This window comes from Roseibium sp., from assembly GCF_965232425.1.
GTDB lineage: Bacteria > Pseudomonadota > Alphaproteobacteria > Rhizobiales > Stappiaceae > Roseibium.
This window is the reverse complement of the sequence record NZ_OZ246971.1, coordinates 3,924,796-3,940,949: the sequence shown is the minus strand read 5'-3', so window position 1 is coordinate 3,940,949 and position 16,154 is coordinate 3,924,796. Positions and strand designations below refer to the sequence as shown.

Sequence of the window (16,154 nt, the reverse complement as noted above, 5' to 3'; positions counted from 1 at the left end):
GGTTATGCAAAGCTAGTGGGTTCGTCGTCCACCTGCCTAGGGGAGACTGCATCATGAATGTTGATGGCAAGAAATACCGCACGATCTGGCTCGCTCAGGACGGAGGTAGCGTCGAGATCATCGACCAGACCAAGTTTCCCTATGCCTTTGAAATCATCAAGCTGCACACCATGGAAGATGCGGCCCATGCCATCCGCGTCATGCAGGTGCGCGGCGCGCCACTGATCGGTGCAACGGCCGCCTACGGCGTCGCCCTGGCGATGCGGGCGGACTCCTCCGACGAAGCCCTGCACAACGCCTGCTCCGCCCTTCTGCAAACCCGCCCCACCGCCGTGAACCTGCACTGGGCGCTCGACCGCGCCCGCAAGAGCCTGATCCAGGTGGAACCGGCGCTGCGGGCTGTGGCCGCCTTCACGCTCGCCAACGAGATCTGCGACGAGGACATCGGCATCAACATGGCCATCGGCATGCACGGCATGGAACTGATCGCCGCGATTTCCGAGACCAAGCGCAAGGGCGAACCGGTCAACATCCTCACCCACTGCAACGCCGGCTGGCTCGCAACCGTTGACTGGGGAACGGCAACGGCACCGATCTACATGTCCCACGATGGCGGCATCCCGGTTCATGTCTGGGTGGACGAAACCCGTCCCCGGAACCAGGGTGCCTTCCTGACGGCCTGGGAGCTCGGCCACCACGGTGTGCCGCACACGGTCATCGTCGACAACGCCGGCGGGCACCTGATGCAGCATGGCCAGGTGGACATGGTGATCACCGGAACCGACCGGACGACGGCAAGCGGCGATGTCTGCAACAAGATCGGCACCTATCTGAAGGCCCTGGCCGCCAGGGACAATGATGTGCCCTTCTATGTCGCCCTGCCCTCGCCGACGATCGACTTTGCCCTGTCCGACGGTGTCCGGGAAATTCCGATCGAGGAACGGGCAGGCACGGAGGTCAGCAAGATGACCGGACGGACCGATCGCGGCGATATCCAGACGATCAACATCGTCGCGGAGGGGTCGGACGTCGGAAATCCAGCCTTCGACGTCACCCCGGCCCGGCTGGTCACGGGGCTGATCACCGAGCGCGGCGTCCTGAAGCCGAACCGTCAGGCGATTGCCGAGGCCTTTCCAGAGCGTGTCAAGATGAGCGCCTGAAATCGTACTCCTCACACTTTCCTCTATCGGCGTCATCCCGGCCAAGCACAGCGCGAACCGGGACCAGAGCGGCGGGTACCTTGCGGATTGTACAATACCCTTTCCAACGCACCAGGGCTCCCCGGCCCCGGGTCTCACGCTGTTCGCCCGGGGTGACGATGGAGAGTGTTGATGCGCTCCCCACCCAGGTCATTCCGGACAAGTGAGGCGCAGCCGAACGCTGATCCGGAACCTGCGCCCGGCTTGAACGGGTAACCAGACACAAGCGTGAGCGTAGCGAACCCGCGGAACTCCATTGCACTGGTTCAGCCCGCGCCTGCAGCGCGAATTCCCACACCAAGGGTCATCCCCGACTTGATTGGGGATCCAATCCAGATCTCGGCAACCTCGGGCATGGCAATTTGGCGAGGCGTTGCGGAGCCTTGTCACCGCTCATCTTCAGCTCTGGAAACGAGTGGCTCCCCGATCAGGTCAGGGATGACACCTGAAGTTTGCTCCAACTTTTGCAATTCGATCTTGTCCGCCCTCATCCAGGGGAAGCGCGAAGTGCTGTGTCGAAGCATGGGCAATTTTCGCCTCTGCCATTTGCCCTCTACCCTTTGATCACGGGCACATGCGGGGCCGTTTCATGCGGATAGAGCCCGAGCAGCCGCGGGTCGTCATCGATCTCGATGGACCGCTTGTAGGGCTTGAAGCCGCACGACATGTAGAACTTCATCGCCTGCGGGCTGTCTCCCGTGCAGGTGTGCAGCCACAGGCGCCTGGTTTCGGGCCGTGACCAGGCGATATCCACGGCCTGCGCCATCAGCCAGCGCCCGAGACCGCCGCCGATCGCCCCCGGGACGAGACCGAAGTAGGAAAGCTCCGGTTCCTCCGGATTGCCGAACTCCAGCTCGAGCGTTCCGATCGGCGTGCCACCCTGCATCGGCAGATAGTTTTCACGGGCCGGATCGGCCAGCAACTGCCGGAGTTCCTCGTCCCCGTGGGTCAGCCTGCCGAACCAGATCCAGTCCTCGCCCACCTGCCGGAAAAGCTGCCTGTAGGCGGTGAGGTTCGGGTCTTGCCACCGGACCAGTTCGACATCGTCCCGCGCCGGTGCGAGCGGTTTGGCCGGCGCCTCCAGCATTTCCAGAAAGGTCACGACAAAGGCGATCTTGCCGTCGGGCACGTCCGTGTATCCGGTCAGATTGAGCGTTTGGTCAGGCATGAGAAGATCTCGGATCAAAGTTTTGAAAGCACTCGTCCGGCTTATCAGCTGGTCCCGATTTGACCAAGTGCGGCCGTTGCGGTTTGCACGCCTTTAACGCTTCATTAACCACGTCCTGAGAGATTGAAACCGTATCCAGGAAAGATGCGCGCATGCCCAAGGTCGGGAATTACGTCCAGAGAGACTATCACAGCCGGTTCCGGTCTCAGGGGAAATCCACCTGGTCCGACTACAACCAGGCATGGTCCAAGCGGCGTCAGGCGTCAGCGCAGAAGATGCAGGAACTGCGCGCCCTCGCCAGCAACTTCAATATCATCGGCACCCAGGCCGCACAGGCCAACACGGCTTTCGTGTTCCAGAACAGGAACCAGGCCGGCCCATACGCCAACGCGACCGCCGTCGCGGCGCGCGTGAACGTGCTGGTCTAGCGAAACCGGCATTATCCACGGCAAACCGGTCCACGAAGGCGCGATGGGCGCAACGCGCCCTTTTCAGACAAGAGCGCTCAATCAGAATTCTAGCTAAAATTGCAGTTTCATTTTGTGTCAATTAAACTTAGGGAATGACGGCTTTCCGGATTTTTTTGGCCTCGTTTGCCGCAATCGTGCTGGCGCTCGTCCTGGTGAACATATTGCCCGAACCTCACCATCACCTGGCCGGAGCTCTCATACTGCCGCTGTTCGCCATCATGGTGCTCTCGCTCATCGTCGTCCGAAGGCAGCAGGGCAAGGATCGCGCCGGAAAACCCGACTACAACAGGACTTACAGGGATGGCATGAACGTCGGAAGTCAGGCGGAAGGTGCCGGCCACGACGCGGGCTGACTGCACTCACCTGACTTGCCTAGATCGACCCGACCGTCTTCAGCTTGATACGCGGGTGAACCTCGGCCTGGCTCATGATGGTCGTATGCGCGCGGAAGCGTTCGACGATGGACCGCACGAACGGTCGTGTCTGGGGTGACGTCAGGAGCACGGGCACCTCGCCCTGCTGGGCGGCTTCCTCGAAGGCATCGCGGACCTTGCCGACGAATTCCTGCAGCTTGCTTGGCTGCATGGCAAGCTGGCGGTCGTCCCCTTCCCCGACGATCGATTCCAGGAACGCCTGCTCCCATTGCGGTGACAGCGCGATCAGCGGCAGATAACCGCCCGGGGATAGGTTTGAGGCGCAGATCTGGCGGCCGAGCCGCGAGCGCACATGCTCGGCGATCGTATCGGTGTTCCGTGTCATGCCGGTAGCCTCGGAGACGCCTTCCAGGATGGTGCCGAGATCGCGGATGGAGATCCGCTCGTCGAGCAGCGCCTGCAGCACGCGCTGAAGACCGGAAACTGTGATCTGCGACGGCACCAGATCCTCCACCAGCTTGGCCTGCTCGCCTTTCAGTTCCTTCAGCAGTTTCTGAACATCGCCATAGGTCAGAAGTTCGCTGATATTGGTCTTGATCGTCTCCGTCAGATGGGTCGAGAGCACCGTTGCCGGATCGACCACCGTGTAGCCGCGCAGGGAGGCGTCTTCGCGGTATTGCGCCTCCACCCAGGTTGCCGGAAGGCCGAAGGTCGGTTCCGTTGTGTGCGTGCCCGGCAGTTTCACCTGACCGCCCGCTGGATCCATGACCATGTAGTGGTTCGGATAGAGAATACCCCTTCCCGCTTCGACTTCCTTGACCTTGATGACATAGTCGTTGGCGCCGAGCTGGATGTTGTCGAGGATGCGCACCGGCGGCATGATCACACCCATGTCGCCCGCGACCTGGCGGCGCAGCGCCTTGATCTGCTCGGTCAGGATATCTCCGTCGCCCTGGACCTTGCCGTTGATCAGCGGCAGCAGCGCATAGCCGAGCTCGATCCTCAGTTCGTCCATCTTGAGCGCATCGGTGATTGGCGGCTCCGGCGGCGGCTTCGGTGCGGCTTCGATCGCCTTCTCCTGCGCAACCTTGACCTCTTCCTTTTTCTTGTTCGCGCCGACCCGGTAGGCCAGGTAGCCCGCGATCCCGGCAAGCGCGAGAAACGGCACCATTGGCATGCCGGGTAAAAGCGCCAGGATGACCATGACGGCCGCCGACATGCCGAGCGCTTTCGGGTATCCGGTGAACTGGCTGGACAGCGCCTTGTCGGCCGCGCCGTGCACCCCGGCCTTGGAGACGAGAAGACCGGCGGCGGTGGACACGATCAGCGCCGGGATCTGCGAGACAAGACCGTCACCGATGGTCAGAAGGGTGTAGTTGTTGGCGGCTTCGGTAAAACTGAGCCCCATCTGGGCGACGCCGATGAAGATCCCGCCGAGGATATTGATGAACGTGATCAGGAGACCCGCGATCGCATCGCCGCGGACGAATTTCGAGGCACCGTCCATGGCCCCGAAGAAGGAGCTCTCGTCCTCCAGCGCCTTCCGGCGCGCCTTGGCCTCGGCCTCGTCGATCAGCCCGGCCGAAAGATCGGCATCGATGGCCATCTGCTTGCCGGGCATGGCGTCCAGGGTGAAGCGCGCGGCGACTTCCGCGATACGGCCGGAACCCTTGGTGATAACGACGAAGTTCACGATCACCAGAATGGCGAAAACGATGATCCCGATGACGAAATTGCCGCCCATCACCAGGTTGCCGAAGGACTGGATGACGTTGCCGGCCGCAGCCGTGCCTTCGTGACCGTTCGACAGGATCAGTCGTGTCGAGGCGATGTTGAGCCCCAGCCGCAGCATGGTCGCGATCAGGAGGACGGTCGGAAAGGACGAGAATTCAAGCGGTTTCTGGATGAACAGCCCCGTCATCAGGATCATGACGGAAAAGATGATCGACACGGCGAGGAACGTGTCGAGCATCATCGGCGGCATCGGCAGGATCAGCAGCGTCAGGATGACCAGGATACCGGTGGCAAGGCCGACATCGCCCTTGCGCAACGTATCGATCACTTCCTGCACACCCGGCAGAGCCGAAAGGCCGCCGGCGGACTGCGGTGCCGCCGCCGGTTTTTCGGGCGCGGGTTCAGGTGCCCCGCTCTGTCCGCCTGCTGCCGTGTCCGACATTCCTACTTCCGGTTCCTGACAGGCGATCGACTAGAAAAACCCACGCCGTGAGATGCTTGAATGACTGGTTTCAGGGACGCGCCTCGCCCGGAGCGGGCACGCTAATTCCTTCATCGGTATACTGATTCAGCTTGTTGCGCAGCGTGCGAATGGAGATTCCCAGAATTTTCGCCGCATGTGTCCGGTTGCCCAGGCAATGGTCGAGCGTGTCGAGTATGAGATCGCGTTCCACGTCGGCCACCGTGCGGCCGACAAAGGATCTGGTGACGGCTTCGGCTGTCTCCGCCGCGCGCTGCGCCGGCCCCCTGGAAACGGACAGGGGCGATCCGTCGGGCATGCGGATCGCCTCGACGCCGATCTCCGGGCCGGATGCGAGCAGGATGGCCCTGTGCATGGTGTTTTCAAGCTCACGCACATTGCCCTGCCAGGGATTGGACATCAGGGCCTGACGCGCCTCCACGGAAAGCGGGCGCTGGGGCACGCCGTTTGCCTCGGCGTAGTGCTTGATGAAGAACTGGGCGAGCTCCATGATGTCCGCCGGGCGCTCGCGCAGGGCCGGCAGCTTGAGATTGACGACATTGAGCCGGAACAGGAGATCCTCGCGGAACTGTCCCTGCCGGACGCTTTCGGCAAGATCCCGGTTGGATGTCGCCAGGATCCGGATGTTGACGGCGACCGGACGTGTGCCGCCGACGCGGTCGATCACACGCTCCTGAAGCGCACGCAGCAGCTTGGCCTGGAGCCGCACGTCCATTTCCGAGATCTCGTCAAGGAGCAGCGTGCCGCCGTCGGCTTCCTCGAACTTGCCGATGCGCCGTGCGACCGCGCCGGTGAAGGCACCCTTCTCATGGCCGAACAGTTCGGATTCCAGCAGGTGCTCGGGAATAGCGGCACAGTTGATCGAAATGAAGGGCTTCGAGGCTCGGTTGGAGCACTTGTGCACGTGCCGGGCGATCACCTCCTTGCCGGTACCGGACTCGCCCGTGATCAGGACGGACGCTTCCGACGGCGCGACCTGCTCGGCCAGCTTGACGACATTCGCCATCGCCTCGTCGCGATAGATGAGATCGCCCCGCTCCTGCGCAACGGCATGAAGCACGGCGGCGATCATCTCCGGATCGGGTGGCAGGGGGATGTATTCCTTGGCCCCGGCGCGGATCGCCGACACGGCGGCCTGCGCATCCGTTTCCACACCGCAGGCGACCACGGGCACATGCACCCGTTCGTCCTGGAGCTTGCCGATCAGCCCGGCGATGTCGAGATGCACTTCAACCATCAGCAGATCGGCGCCGCGGCCGGATCTGAGCACCTTCAGGGCGCCTTCCACGTCATCGGCGTGCGTGACCTGCGCGCCCCCCTGCATGGCGATTTTCGACGCCGTTGTGAGCTGACCGCCTAGTGTTCCGACAATGAGCAGACGCATCTGAGTAATCCTATCGGTCGGTCTTGATGATTTCCGTCATGGTGACGCCCAGCTTGTCCTCGACCAGGACAACTTCACCGCGCGCGACCAGACGGTCATTGACGTAGATGTCGATTGCCTCCCCGACCTTCCGGTCAAGTTCCAGAACGGTTCCGGAGGCGAGCTTCAAGAGCTCCGACACATGCATGCGGGAATGTCCGAGAACGGCCGAGATCCGGACGGGGACGTCAAAAACGGCTTCCAGATCCGCGGCCGATTCCGGCGAAGCAACGTCCTCGTCCTCAAGACTGCGTTGCGGAGCTTCCAGTTCGTCAAGCGGGATATTGGTCTCTTGCTCGTCGCTCATGCGTCAGTTTCCTTTTCCGCTCCAGGCGCGGATGACGTGCCTTTCGTACCCGCGCCGCGTGCGCGCAGATAGCTGCGAATACTTGTGTCGATTTCGTTTTCGAGCGCTTTTCGGTCACGCTTGATGCCACCGTCCGCCCATTCGATGTGGCAGTCTCCCCGGCCGATTTCCGGTTCGCCGAGGATCACGAGGCGGCCGTCGAAGCCTTTCTCGTGCACGATCGGGTCCACCCGGGACTTGAGCCCTTCAACGTCCTTTTCCGCGATCCGGATGACCAGGTGAGGCGCCTTCCTGAGCGGGCCCAGACATTCTGACACCAGTGCCACGGTTTCCGCCAGCGGCTGACGCGCAATCAGGTGTGCACAAAGACGTCTGGCCACAAGAAATGCGAGGCCGACGGCATCTTTTTCCTGCACCGCCAGCCCGTCGTCGATCTGTTCGATCACCTCGCCGACGATATCGACCAGCCGGTTGACCTCTGCCGTCAGAAGGGTCTCCTGCTTGTTCTGGAGGTCCTGAAGCGCCTGTGCCCGCCCTTCCTCGAAGGCCTGGGCTTTCGCATCGGCAAGCAGCTTTTCATGATCGGCCAGGGGAATGGACGGGATGTCCGGCTCGGGCGGTGCAACGACCTCCGGCTCCTCCGGCTCGGAGAAGTCCATGTTGAACAGAAATTTAGACGGGTTGGTCATTTTGCCCATTCTGTTTTCGGTATCTGCCTGTCGCCCGAGTGTCATCAGTAGATGATTTCCTCATCGCCCTTCGATTTGGAGATCATGATTTCGCCTTTCGCAGCCAGATCCTTGGCCTTGTTCACCATGCCGGTCTGCGCTTCATCGACATCACGCAGCCGCACGGGACCAAGCGCGTCCATATCGTCCTCGAGCAGTTTCGCCGCGCGCGAGGACATGTTGCCGAAGAAGAACTCGCGGGCCGTGTCGGTGGAGCCTTTGAGCGCAATGGCCAGCTGATCCTTTTCCACGTGACGCAGCAGCGTCTGACAGCTGGCCGCATCCAGCTTGAGCAGATCGTCGAAGGTGAACATCAGTGTCTTGATCCGGTCCGCCGCCTCGCGGTTGTCCTCCTCGAGCGCCGCCAGGAACCGCGCCTCTGTCTGCCGGTCGAAATTGTTGAATATGTCCGCCATCATCTCGTGACTGTCCCGGCGCGAGGTGTTCGTCAGGTTGGACATGAATTCGACCCTGAGCGTCTGCTCCACCTTCTCGAGGACTTCCTTTTGCACGGCGTCCATGCGCAGCATGCGGCTGACCACTTCGAGCGCGAGTTCTTCCGGCAGGATGCCGAGGACGCGTGCGGCGTGGTCGGAGTTGATTTTCGACAGCACCACGGCGACGGTCTGCGGATATTCGTTCTTCAGATAGTTCGCGAGAACATTCTCCTGAACGTTGGAAAGCTTTTCCCACATGTTCCGTCCGGCCGGTCCCCGGATCTCCTCCATGATGACCGACACCTTGTCTCCCGGAAGAAAGTTGGCCAGCAGGCGCTCGGTCGCATCCACATTGCCTGTCAGGGCGCCCCTTGAGCTGACACGGCGCACGAAATCCTTGAAGAGGTTCTCCAGCATGTTCGGCGTGACCGGTCCAAGGTTGGCCATCGCGGCCGAGACCTGACGAACCTCGATTTCGTCGAGCTTTTCCCAGATGGGTGAGCCATGCGACTCCCCCAGCGCAAGCAGCAGAACCGCCGCCCGCTCGGCACCTTTCAGCTCACGGTCTTCCTCGTCCGCGCTGATCGTGAGGTGTTGTTGAAGTTGATCGGTTACCATCAGGCTGCCTGCTCATCCAGCCAGCCGCGCACGATGGTGACGGCTTCGGTCGGATGATCCTTGATCATGTCGCCCACCTTCGCGATCGAGCTCGCCTGCATGGCCCCTTCCTGCTTCGCCTGCTCGAGCCATTCGATCACGAACTCGTCTTCCATATCCTCGTCCTGCGGCACATCCGTCTCGACGACCAGCGTTCCGTCAGGTCCGATCATCAGCTCCTGCGGCTGTTTTTCCTCCGGTGTGACGATGCGGCGAAGCAGCGGCCGCACCACGAACAGGAGCAGCAGGATCGTGATCAGGAACAGAACCCCGAGCTCGGCGAACCGGATGATGTCGTCCCGTGTGAACTCGAACAGCCCGTCGCCTTCCGCAAGGAGATCGTCCTGGGGCGGGAGCGCGAACTGCAGATTGACAACCTCGACAAGGTCACCGCGGTTTTCGTCGAAACCGACCGCCGAGCGCACCAGCACCGCGATACGGTCGAGCGTTTCCTGCGGGCGCGGGGTATAGACCGAGTTGCCGTTGCCGTCGGGCTGGTAGGTGCCGTCGACCAGAACCGCGACGGACAGCCGCCTGACCTGCCCGGCCTCCACGACCTCTGTCCGCGTCGAACGCGATATCTCGTAGTTGACGACCTCCTCCGTCAGGGAGGCCGTGTCCCGTCCGCCTTCGTCCTGCTGCGCCTGCGCGTTCGGAAGCTCATTGCCGACGGTGACCTGGCCATTGCGGCTGACCGAGGACGTCGCCTCTTCCTTGGTCTGCGTCGACCGCACGACCTGCCCTTCCGGATCGAAGGTTTCCGTCGTTTCCGTCAAACGGTTGAAGTCAACTTCGGCGTTGACGCGCACACGCGCCCGGCCGGGACCGACAACCGAATTCAGAATTTCCTCGACCTGGTTGCGCAAGCGCCCCTCAATGGCGACCGTCCGCTCCTGAAGCGAGGTGGACACCATGTCCTCGTCGCTGGCACCGGCACCGGACGCAAGCAGTCTGCCGCTTTCATCGACGATCGACACCCTGTCCGGATCCAGGCCGTCCACGGCCGTTGCAACGAGGTGCTGAACCGCGCGGATCTCGCCGGGCCCGAGGGCACCGCGCACATTCAACACGATCGATGCGGATGGCGGACGGCGATCCCGCTGAAACAGCTGGCGCTCGGGGATCACCAGGTGAACGCGCGCCGCCTTGATCCGGTCCAGCGATCCGATCGTCCGTGAAAGCTCGCCTTCCATCGCCCTCAGGTGGTTGATGTTCTGAACGAAGCTCGTCGCACCGAGCGTGTCGCTCCGGTCGAAGATCTCGTAGCCGATGGAACCGCCGGTCGGCAGACCTTCGGCGGCGAGCTGCATCCGCAGTCTTGCGACCTGGTCCTTCGGAACGAGAATTGTGGCCCCCTGGCGGGTGAGCTGAAACTGGATGCCCTGGCTCTCGAGCTGACTGACGATCGCGGCGGAATCCTCAAGGGTCAACTCGTTGTAAAGCGTCGTCATTTGCGGCGCGGTCACGCGCAGGATGATAAAGGCGAACACGCCCACCAGGATGGCCGCAACGGCTCCCATGGCGGCGATCCGCGCCGGACCCAATGTTTTTATGAATTCAATTATGCCGTTCACGAATGCCCGCCCGCATCTGAAACATGTCCAAGCCGTTATTGTTGGAGTCGGCTCGACACGCCACACCCTCGATGGGCAAAATTTGCCGCCCAGACGGTTAACAACTGGTTAACGGTATCTGGTCCAATTTGGCAAAACGACGGTTTTCCGGGATTTCGGGAATCGCAAAACGCGAGCGAGGTGGGGAAAAAATGCCCAGTTCATTAACTTTTGGATAAACCGGGATCGGACAAGACAAATAAAAAAGGCCGGAATAACCGACCTCTTCAAACGAGCTGCAACATGCGCCCGTATTACGCTGATTTCAGAGCGTCAGCCCCTGTATTGCTGGATGCGCGTGGCGCGCAAACCCGCAAGGCCGTGCTTTTCGATGGAACTCTGCCAGGAGAGGAATTCCTCAACCGTCAGGGTATATCTCTGACACGCCTCTTCGAGGGACAGGAGTCCTCCACGAACTGCGGCGACAACTTCGGCCTTGCGACGAATAACCCAACGCTTCGTCGATGTTGGTGGCAGATCCGCAATTGTGAGCGGGCTACCATCGGGGCCGATGACATATTTTACACGCGAACGAATTTGTTCGGTCATTGTACTCTCACACTAACCATGACCAAGGTGAGATGAGACTACAAGACGACGCTTAACAAACGCCTAAAGCAAAATTGTGTTTTTATTAACTATAAAATCTAAATTTAGTGAATGATATTTAGGAAGTCGCAAAGAAAAAACCTAGAGTTATTAACTGTATTGCATGGTTCTGTTAACCATGAATTCCCGCATGTGCATTTTGCAAGGCAGATCGAAGGAACCGCAACGCGGAGGGTTGGCGCATGAGGGACCGGGCCCGCAAAAAATCTTCTCACGCCCACCGGTTTTCCGGCAAAACGGCCGCTCAGGCCCGAATATCTGGCCGATTTTCCTGAAAAGATGCTCCGGCAGGTCGTAAACCCGCCCTGGAGACGCGTCAGGAGGGAGCAGAGACGGATGTCACCGAGGAAATGGGAACGCTCTGGCCGCCGACATTCAGAACGACTTCCGATCCGGAGAGGTCGACGCTGTCGACGATGCCTTTCGTCTCAGTCCTGACGGTTTCCCGGTTGCTGGCGGCATCCCGTACATCGAACGAGATCGTGTAAAGACCAGCAGGGGCTTCACCACCGGCGGACAACTGGCCATTCCACGTGACGGTTCCCGAGCCTGCCCTGAGATCCGCATCGCCGGTATAGACGACCACGCCGCTGGAATTGCGGACTTCATAGGTTCCGGTGGCGTCTTCGCTGACGTCATAGGTCCAGGTTGCCTGACCGCCGGACAGCGTGGTGGTGGATGCGTCCGCCGTCACCTCGTTGCCGATATAGCCGACATAGCTCATGCTCATGTTGCTGCCGAGCATGGCGATGATTTCTTCGAGGTTCTTGTTCTGCTGGATCGACTGTTCGACATTCGAGTATTGCACAAGCTGGCTTGTGTATTCAGCCGAGTCCATCGGATCGAGTGGATCCTGGTTCTGGATCTGCGTGGTAAGGATGCTCAGGAACAGCTCATAGTTGGCCATGAGGCCTGACTGGCTGGCCGTGCTGGTACTCTGCGAGGTCCCAGTCGTACTGGAAGAAACGGTTGTCACGCTATGCTCCTTGGATGACCCGTCATCCCGTTCGTCAAATCTTCACGTCGAGGCCGCCGCGGCTCTCGGCAAGTGTCAGCCGGATGATCTCTTCGGTGTCCGGATCCGGATCTTCGCCTTCCGCACCGCCCGCGCCTTCCGCTACATGTCCCCCCTGGTCGCCCTGGCCGTCACCGGATGCAAAGCCCCGTCCTCCATCCTGCTTCAGCGAAAACTGAAGGTTCTCGGAATTCGTGCTGAGCCCGGCTGCTTCCAGGGCCCGCTCCAGGCTGCGCTGGTCGCGCAGGAACATGTCCAGGGTTTCCGGACGCTCCACGATGAGATGCGCCTGCACGCCGCCGTCAGCGCCGACACGCATGTTGACGTCAACACGGCCGAGTTCCGGAGGATCGAACCGCATCTGGAAGCGGGTCTGACCATTCTTGAGATGTCTGGCAATCTCCGCGGCGACCTGCGTCGCCACCTGTCCCGACTGGGCCTGACTTGGGGTCTGAAGGCTCTCGGTCCTGACGGCACCATGCGTCTCGCCGCCGCGCACGGTGGCGGCGAAATCGCTGGTCGTCGTGAATTCAACCGGCTTGGTGAGGAGGTCCGGGTCGTCAACAGGAGCCTGGTTTGCCAGCGCGGCGGCGGCCAGCGGACCGGCCGCAGGACGGGCATCGGCAACATTCGTTCCTGCCTGCGGCGCGGAATTCGCGTCACCGTGAGGCACACGCCCCGGCGACTGGTTGTCCGGACCGGTTGCTAGCTGCGGCGCCTTGCTGTCCTTCACTCCGGTTTCCGTTTTCAGGAAGACAGGCTCGACCCCTTCCGGTGCCGCATCAGCAGAAGGGTCGATTGCCGCCTGCGGTGTCAAAGACCCGGGACCGGCGTTCTGCGGCCCTTGCCTTGCAACCTGCATCAGCGGAGCCGTGCCGGGCTGGTTGCCTGCACGTTCGCCTGCGGCTGCGGGCAGCGGATCAGAACTGGTTACCGGCGCGTCACTGACGGGCTGCGCCACCCTCGTTCCTGTCTCGGGCAGAGTGCTTGCCGGCACGGGTGTCTGAACAGGAACCGCCGGTGCCTGTGCGCTGCCACCGGCCGGCGCACCGGAAGCGGCAGGCAGTGATGTCGTACCGTCAGCCAATTTAGAAGCTGCGGCAGCCTGCGGCGGCAGCACGACTTCCGCGCTCCTTGAGAAAGCCGGGACCGGTGCGCGCAATTCGCTCGGCAGTTCGCTCTGCCACCTGCGCCCATTGGCAAGCAGCTGAGCCGCCGGTTGCGCGGTCGCGCTCGGGACGGCAACTTGAGCGGGTCTCTGCGCTGGCACAGCGCCCGCATCTTGCGCCGGCCTCTGCGCGCGCTCTGCTGGCTGTGGTGTATTCGCGGGCGCATTCTCTTCAAACACGGCAGCTTCCGGCACAGGGACCCGTGTGGCCTGTGACCCGGGAACCGGACCTGCGTCCGGCTGCACTCCAGGTACTTTGACAGCAGACTGCGACGGTGCTGCCGGTCCGTTTTGCAGACCGGCTGCCTGCGCGCCCGGTCCGGACTGCACCGGCTGAACGGGCGGCAGCGGCTGAATGGAAGCATTGACCGGCCTTGCCTGCCGCTCATCGGCAAGCCCTTCAGGTGGCCCCGCCGGGAGCGGTTGAGATTGTGCCGTCTGCACCGGCGGCTGGCCCGGAAGCTCGGGCGCACCCGACGGCCCCGTTTCCGGTGCACGCGCCGCGCCGCCCACGGGAGGAAGTGATGGTCCCGGCAAGGGAGCAGCAGCCCCGGCGGGCACCGGTGCAACACCTTCGCCGTCTGCATCGGGAACCGGAAGGAAAGGCGGACCGGCCGGCCCCGCTGCTTCCGGTGCCTCGCCGCCGGCCGCGGGGTCGAATCCGGGCTCAACCGGATTGAAGAGCGCCGCAAAGGCGAGCGGAAATTCGCCACCGGCAAATTCGGTGCCGTCCGGCATACCGGGTGCACCGTTCGTGGCGACGTCCGAAAACGCGGTCAGCTCTGTTTCGAAATCAGATGTCCCGACGGGACCGCCAACCGGTTTACCCAAACCCGGAAGTGCCCCCGTACCGGCGGCCAGGGCCCCGGCAGATACATCGGTCATCAATCCAAATGGCAGCAAAGTCGCCCCCGAAATCATTGCCCTGCAAGAAGGGCACATTGCGTCACCGCTTACAAAGCAAGCCGCAGGCCAAGTCGAAAGCCGTAGTAAGTTATTGAAAAGTATGAATTTCCTTGATGATGAATGGCAGGATCCACGGCTGCGGGTCGGCAAGACTTGCCGATCAGGCAAAGCATGCCTGCCGCGCGCTGCCTGCAATTGGCATCGCATGATCCTATCTGTATAGTGCCGCCAACTTTGAAATGGCCTTGATCCGGCGCGCAGGGATCCTGAAGACGCGATCGGTGACCTTGGACCAAGGTCCGCCGCCACAAGGCCGACGCTTCTGGAAGTGTTGAAAATGGGAAACAGTCTTGATCTGCCCGGTCGTCCGGAGGATACGCGCGTCGTTGTCGCCATGTCAGGCGGCGTCGACAGTTCCGTTGTCGCCGCGCTCATGAAAGCACAAGGGTATGACGTCATCGGCGTCACCCTGCAGCTCTATGATCACGGCGCTGCGGTTGCCAAGGCCAAGTCGTGCTGCGCCGGCGTCGACATCCACGATGCGCGCCGCGCCGCAGAGAAGATCGGCATCCCGCATTACGTGCTGGATTACGAAAGCCGCTTCAAGGAACAGGTCATGGACCGGTTCGCCGACAGCTACATTGCCGGCGAAACGCCGATCCCATGCGTGTCCTGCAACCAGACCGTCAAGTTCACCGATCTCCTGAAAACCGCACGGGACCTGGGCGCAGACGCCCTCGCGACGGGCCACTATGTGCGCTCGGCGCAGAAGGGCAACAAGCGCGCGCTCTATCGGCCGGCCGATCTCGACCGGGACCAGAGCTATTTCCTGTTCGCGACCACACAGGAGCAGCTGGATTTCATCCGCTTCCCGCTCGGCGGCATGCCCAAGTCGAAGGTGCGCGAGCTTGCCGCGGAATTCGGCCTGTCGGTCGCCGACAAGCCCGACAGCCAGGACATCTGCTTCGTTCCCAATGGCGACTATGCCGAGGTGATCCGCAAGCTGCGGCCCAATGCGGCCGAACCGGGCGAGATCGTGCATATGGACGGGCGCAAGCTCGGCACCCATGACGGCATCATTCATTTCACCATCGGTCAGCGCCGCGGCATCGGCGTTGCAACGGGCGAACCGCTTTACGTTGTCCGTCTGGACGCCGACACCCGCCAGGTGATTGTCGGCCCGCGCGAAGCGCTCGCGACCCGGACGATCCTCCTGCGCGAAATGAACTGGATCGGCGACCAGCCGCTCGATGAAGGCGACGAGGTCGAGCTTTTCGCCAAGGTCCGGTCCACGCGCCCGCCCGCACCCGCAACCCTGCGTCTTTTGGGCGGCAAGGGCTTTGTCGAACTGGCAAACGGGGAAACCGGCGTCGCGCCCGGCCAGGCCTGTGTCTTCTTCGACAGCGACGATGACACCGCCCGGGTTCTTGGGGGAGGATGGATCGACAAGACCGAGCGATCCGTGGCGGCACCTGCCGATTTTCCACAAGCCGAAGCCCCGGTTTCCGCGGCTTGAAGCATGAGAAAAACGTTTGCGGTCAGGCGCTCATTCTGCGCTTGACGCCTGCCCGCAGCCTCACTATAAGCACCCCACGTCGCGCCGGCCTCAACCGACGCCCGCGCGCCCGGTTGGCGGAGTAGCTCAGGTGGTTAGAGCAGCGGAATCATAATCCGCGTGTCGGGGGTTCGAGTCCCTCCTCCGCTACCAAAAAACACACGAAATTCAAAAGAAATCAAAGGTGCTTGATCCATGATGTGTTTGGATCGCACAGTTTCGTACTCGCGTTGCACTCACTGACACCCCCGCCCCCTGCCCTCGTCACGTCTGCGTGAGGCTGCAACGCTTCTCGTGGCGCTTTCCGCAG

14 protein-coding genes and 1 tRNA gene are annotated in these 16,154 nt (G+C 61.9%); 5 read left to right on the top strand and 10 right to left on the bottom strand.

Annotated elements, in window-relative coordinates; translation table 11 throughout:
- Window positions 1-53 precede the first annotated feature (53 nt).
- Window positions 54-1,160: an S-methyl-5-thioribose-1-phosphate isomerase gene (gene mtnA, locus ACO08A_RS17925; protein WP_422037336.1), complete on the top strand. Its 1,107-nt coding sequence runs from the start codon at window positions 54-56 to the stop codon at window positions 1,158-1,160.
- A gap of 592 nt (window positions 1,161-1,752) precedes the next feature.
- Here mtnA and ACO08A_RS17920 read toward each other — a convergent pair.
- Complete coding sequence (locus tag ACO08A_RS17920) at window positions 1,753-2,367, bottom strand: GNAT family N-acetyltransferase (protein ID WP_422037335.1); 615 nt, start codon at window positions 2,365-2,367, stop codon at window positions 1,753-1,755.
- Between the two features lie 152 nt (window positions 2,368-2,519).
- On the opposite strand from ACO08A_RS17920, the gene ACO08A_RS17915 reads away from it, so the two are divergent.
- On the top strand, window positions 2,520-2,795 hold the full coding sequence (locus ACO08A_RS17915; RefSeq protein WP_420333567.1) for a flagellar biosynthesis protein: 276 nt from the start codon (window positions 2,520-2,522) through the stop codon (window positions 2,793-2,795).
- 155 nt (window positions 2,796-2,950) lie between these two features.
- Window positions 2,951-3,190 (top strand): hypothetical protein, encoded by a 240-nt coding sequence (locus ACO08A_RS17910; protein ID WP_422037334.1) that lies wholly within the window; start codon window positions 2,951-2,953, stop codon window positions 3,188-3,190.
- A gap of 19 nt (window positions 3,191-3,209) precedes the next feature.
- On the opposite strand, the gene flhA is transcribed toward ACO08A_RS17910, so the two are convergent.
- The 9 genes from flhA to ACO08A_RS17865 form a co-directional block, all read right to left on the bottom strand.
- Window positions 3,210-5,387 (bottom strand): flagellar biosynthesis protein FlhA, encoded by a 2,178-nt coding sequence (gene flhA, locus ACO08A_RS17905; protein WP_422037333.1) that lies wholly within the window; start codon window positions 5,385-5,387, stop codon window positions 3,210-3,212.
- 70 nt (window positions 5,388-5,457) lie between these two features.
- Window positions 5,458-6,810 (bottom strand): sigma-54-dependent transcriptional regulator, encoded by a 1,353-nt coding sequence (locus ACO08A_RS17900; protein ID WP_421979130.1) that lies wholly within the window; start codon window positions 6,808-6,810, stop codon window positions 5,458-5,460.
- A gap of 10 nt (window positions 6,811-6,820) precedes the next feature.
- Window positions 6,821-7,156 carry a flagellar motor switch protein FliN gene (gene fliN / locus ACO08A_RS17895; protein WP_422037332.1) on the bottom strand — a complete coding sequence of 112 codons (336 nt, stop codon included), beginning with the start codon at window positions 7,154-7,156 and terminating at the stop codon, window positions 6,821-6,823.
- On the bottom strand, window positions 7,153-7,845 hold the full coding sequence (locus ACO08A_RS17890) for a FliH/SctL family protein (protein WP_422037331.1): 693 nt from the start codon (window positions 7,843-7,845) through the stop codon (window positions 7,153-7,155). Before ACO08A_RS17890 ends, fliN begins: the two co-directional genes overlap by 4 nt.
- 44 nt (window positions 7,846-7,889) lie before the next feature.
- Window positions 7,890-8,939, bottom strand: a complete 1,050-nt coding sequence (gene fliG, locus ACO08A_RS17885; protein WP_422037330.1) for a flagellar motor switch protein FliG — start codon at window positions 8,937-8,939, stop codon at window positions 7,890-7,892.
- Window positions 8,939-10,552, bottom strand: a complete 1,614-nt coding sequence (fliF, locus tag ACO08A_RS17880; RefSeq protein WP_422037329.1) for a flagellar basal-body MS-ring/collar protein FliF — start codon at window positions 10,550-10,552, stop codon at window positions 8,939-8,941. The genes fliG and fliF overlap by 1 nt, the downstream gene beginning before the upstream one ends.
- A 312-nt stretch (window positions 10,553-10,864) precedes the next feature.
- Window positions 10,865-11,140 carry a DUF1153 domain-containing protein gene (locus ACO08A_RS17875; RefSeq protein ID WP_029065927.1) on the bottom strand — a complete coding sequence of 92 codons (276 nt, stop codon included), beginning with the start codon at window positions 11,138-11,140 and terminating at the stop codon, window positions 10,865-10,867.
- 376 nt (window positions 11,141-11,516) lie between these two features.
- Window positions 11,517-12,176: a flagellar hook assembly protein FlgD gene (locus tag ACO08A_RS17870; RefSeq protein WP_421979135.1), complete on the bottom strand. Its 660-nt coding sequence runs from the start codon at window positions 12,174-12,176 to the stop codon at window positions 11,517-11,519.
- A gap of 34 nt (window positions 12,177-12,210) precedes the next feature.
- Complete coding sequence (locus tag ACO08A_RS17865) at window positions 12,211-14,268, bottom strand: flagellar hook-length control protein FliK (RefSeq protein WP_422037328.1); 2,058 nt, start codon at window positions 14,266-14,268, stop codon at window positions 12,211-12,213.
- 358 nt (window positions 14,269-14,626) lie between these two features.
- On the opposite strand from ACO08A_RS17865, the gene mnmA reads away from it, so the two are divergent.
- Window positions 14,627-15,805 carry a tRNA 2-thiouridine(34) synthase MnmA gene (gene mnmA, locus ACO08A_RS17860; RefSeq protein ID WP_422037327.1) on the top strand — a complete coding sequence of 393 codons (1,179 nt, stop codon included), beginning with the start codon at window positions 14,627-14,629 and terminating at the stop codon, window positions 15,803-15,805.
- Between the two features lie 115 nt (window positions 15,806-15,920).
- A tRNA-Met gene (locus ACO08A_RS17855) sits at window positions 15,921-15,997 on the top strand.
- The last annotated feature ends 157 nt before the right edge of the window (window positions 15,998-16,154 follow it).

Coding starts and splice junctions, on each gene's coding strand:
- mtnA (WP_422037336.1), top strand. CDS start 54: ATGAATGTTGATGGCAAGAAATACCGCACGATCTGGCTCGCTCAGGAC.
- ACO08A_RS17920 (WP_422037335.1), bottom strand. CDS start 2,367: ATGCCTGACCAAACGCTCAATCTGACCGGATACACGGACGTGCCCGAC.
- ACO08A_RS17915 (WP_420333567.1), top strand. CDS start 2,520: ATGCCCAAGGTCGGGAATTACGTCCAGAGAGACTATCACAGCCGGTTC.
- flhA (WP_422037333.1), bottom strand. CDS start 5,387: ATGTCGGACACGGCAGCAGGCGGACAGAGCGGGGCACCTGAACCCGCG.
- ACO08A_RS17900 (WP_421979130.1), bottom strand. CDS start 6,810: ATGCGTCTGCTCATTGTCGGAACACTAGGCGGTCAGCTCACAACGGCG.
- fliN (WP_422037332.1), bottom strand. CDS start 7,156: ATGAGCGACGAGCAAGAGACCAATATCCCGCTTGACGAACTGGAAGCT.
- ACO08A_RS17890 (WP_422037331.1), bottom strand. CDS start 7,845: ATGACCAACCCGTCTAAATTTCTGTTCAACATGGACTTCTCCGAGCCG.
- fliG (WP_422037330.1), bottom strand. CDS start 8,939: ATGGTAACCGATCAACTTCAACAACACCTCACGATCAGCGCGGACGAG.
- ACO08A_RS17875 (WP_029065927.1), bottom strand. CDS start 11,140: ATGACCGAACAAATTCGTTCGCGTGTAAAATATGTCATCGGCCCCGAT.
- ACO08A_RS17865 (WP_422037328.1), bottom strand. CDS start 14,268: ATGACCGATGTATCTGCCGGGGCCCTGGCCGCCGGTACGGGGGCACTT.
- mnmA (WP_422037327.1), top strand. CDS start 14,627: ATGGGAAACAGTCTTGATCTGCCCGGTCGTCCGGAGGATACGCGCGTC.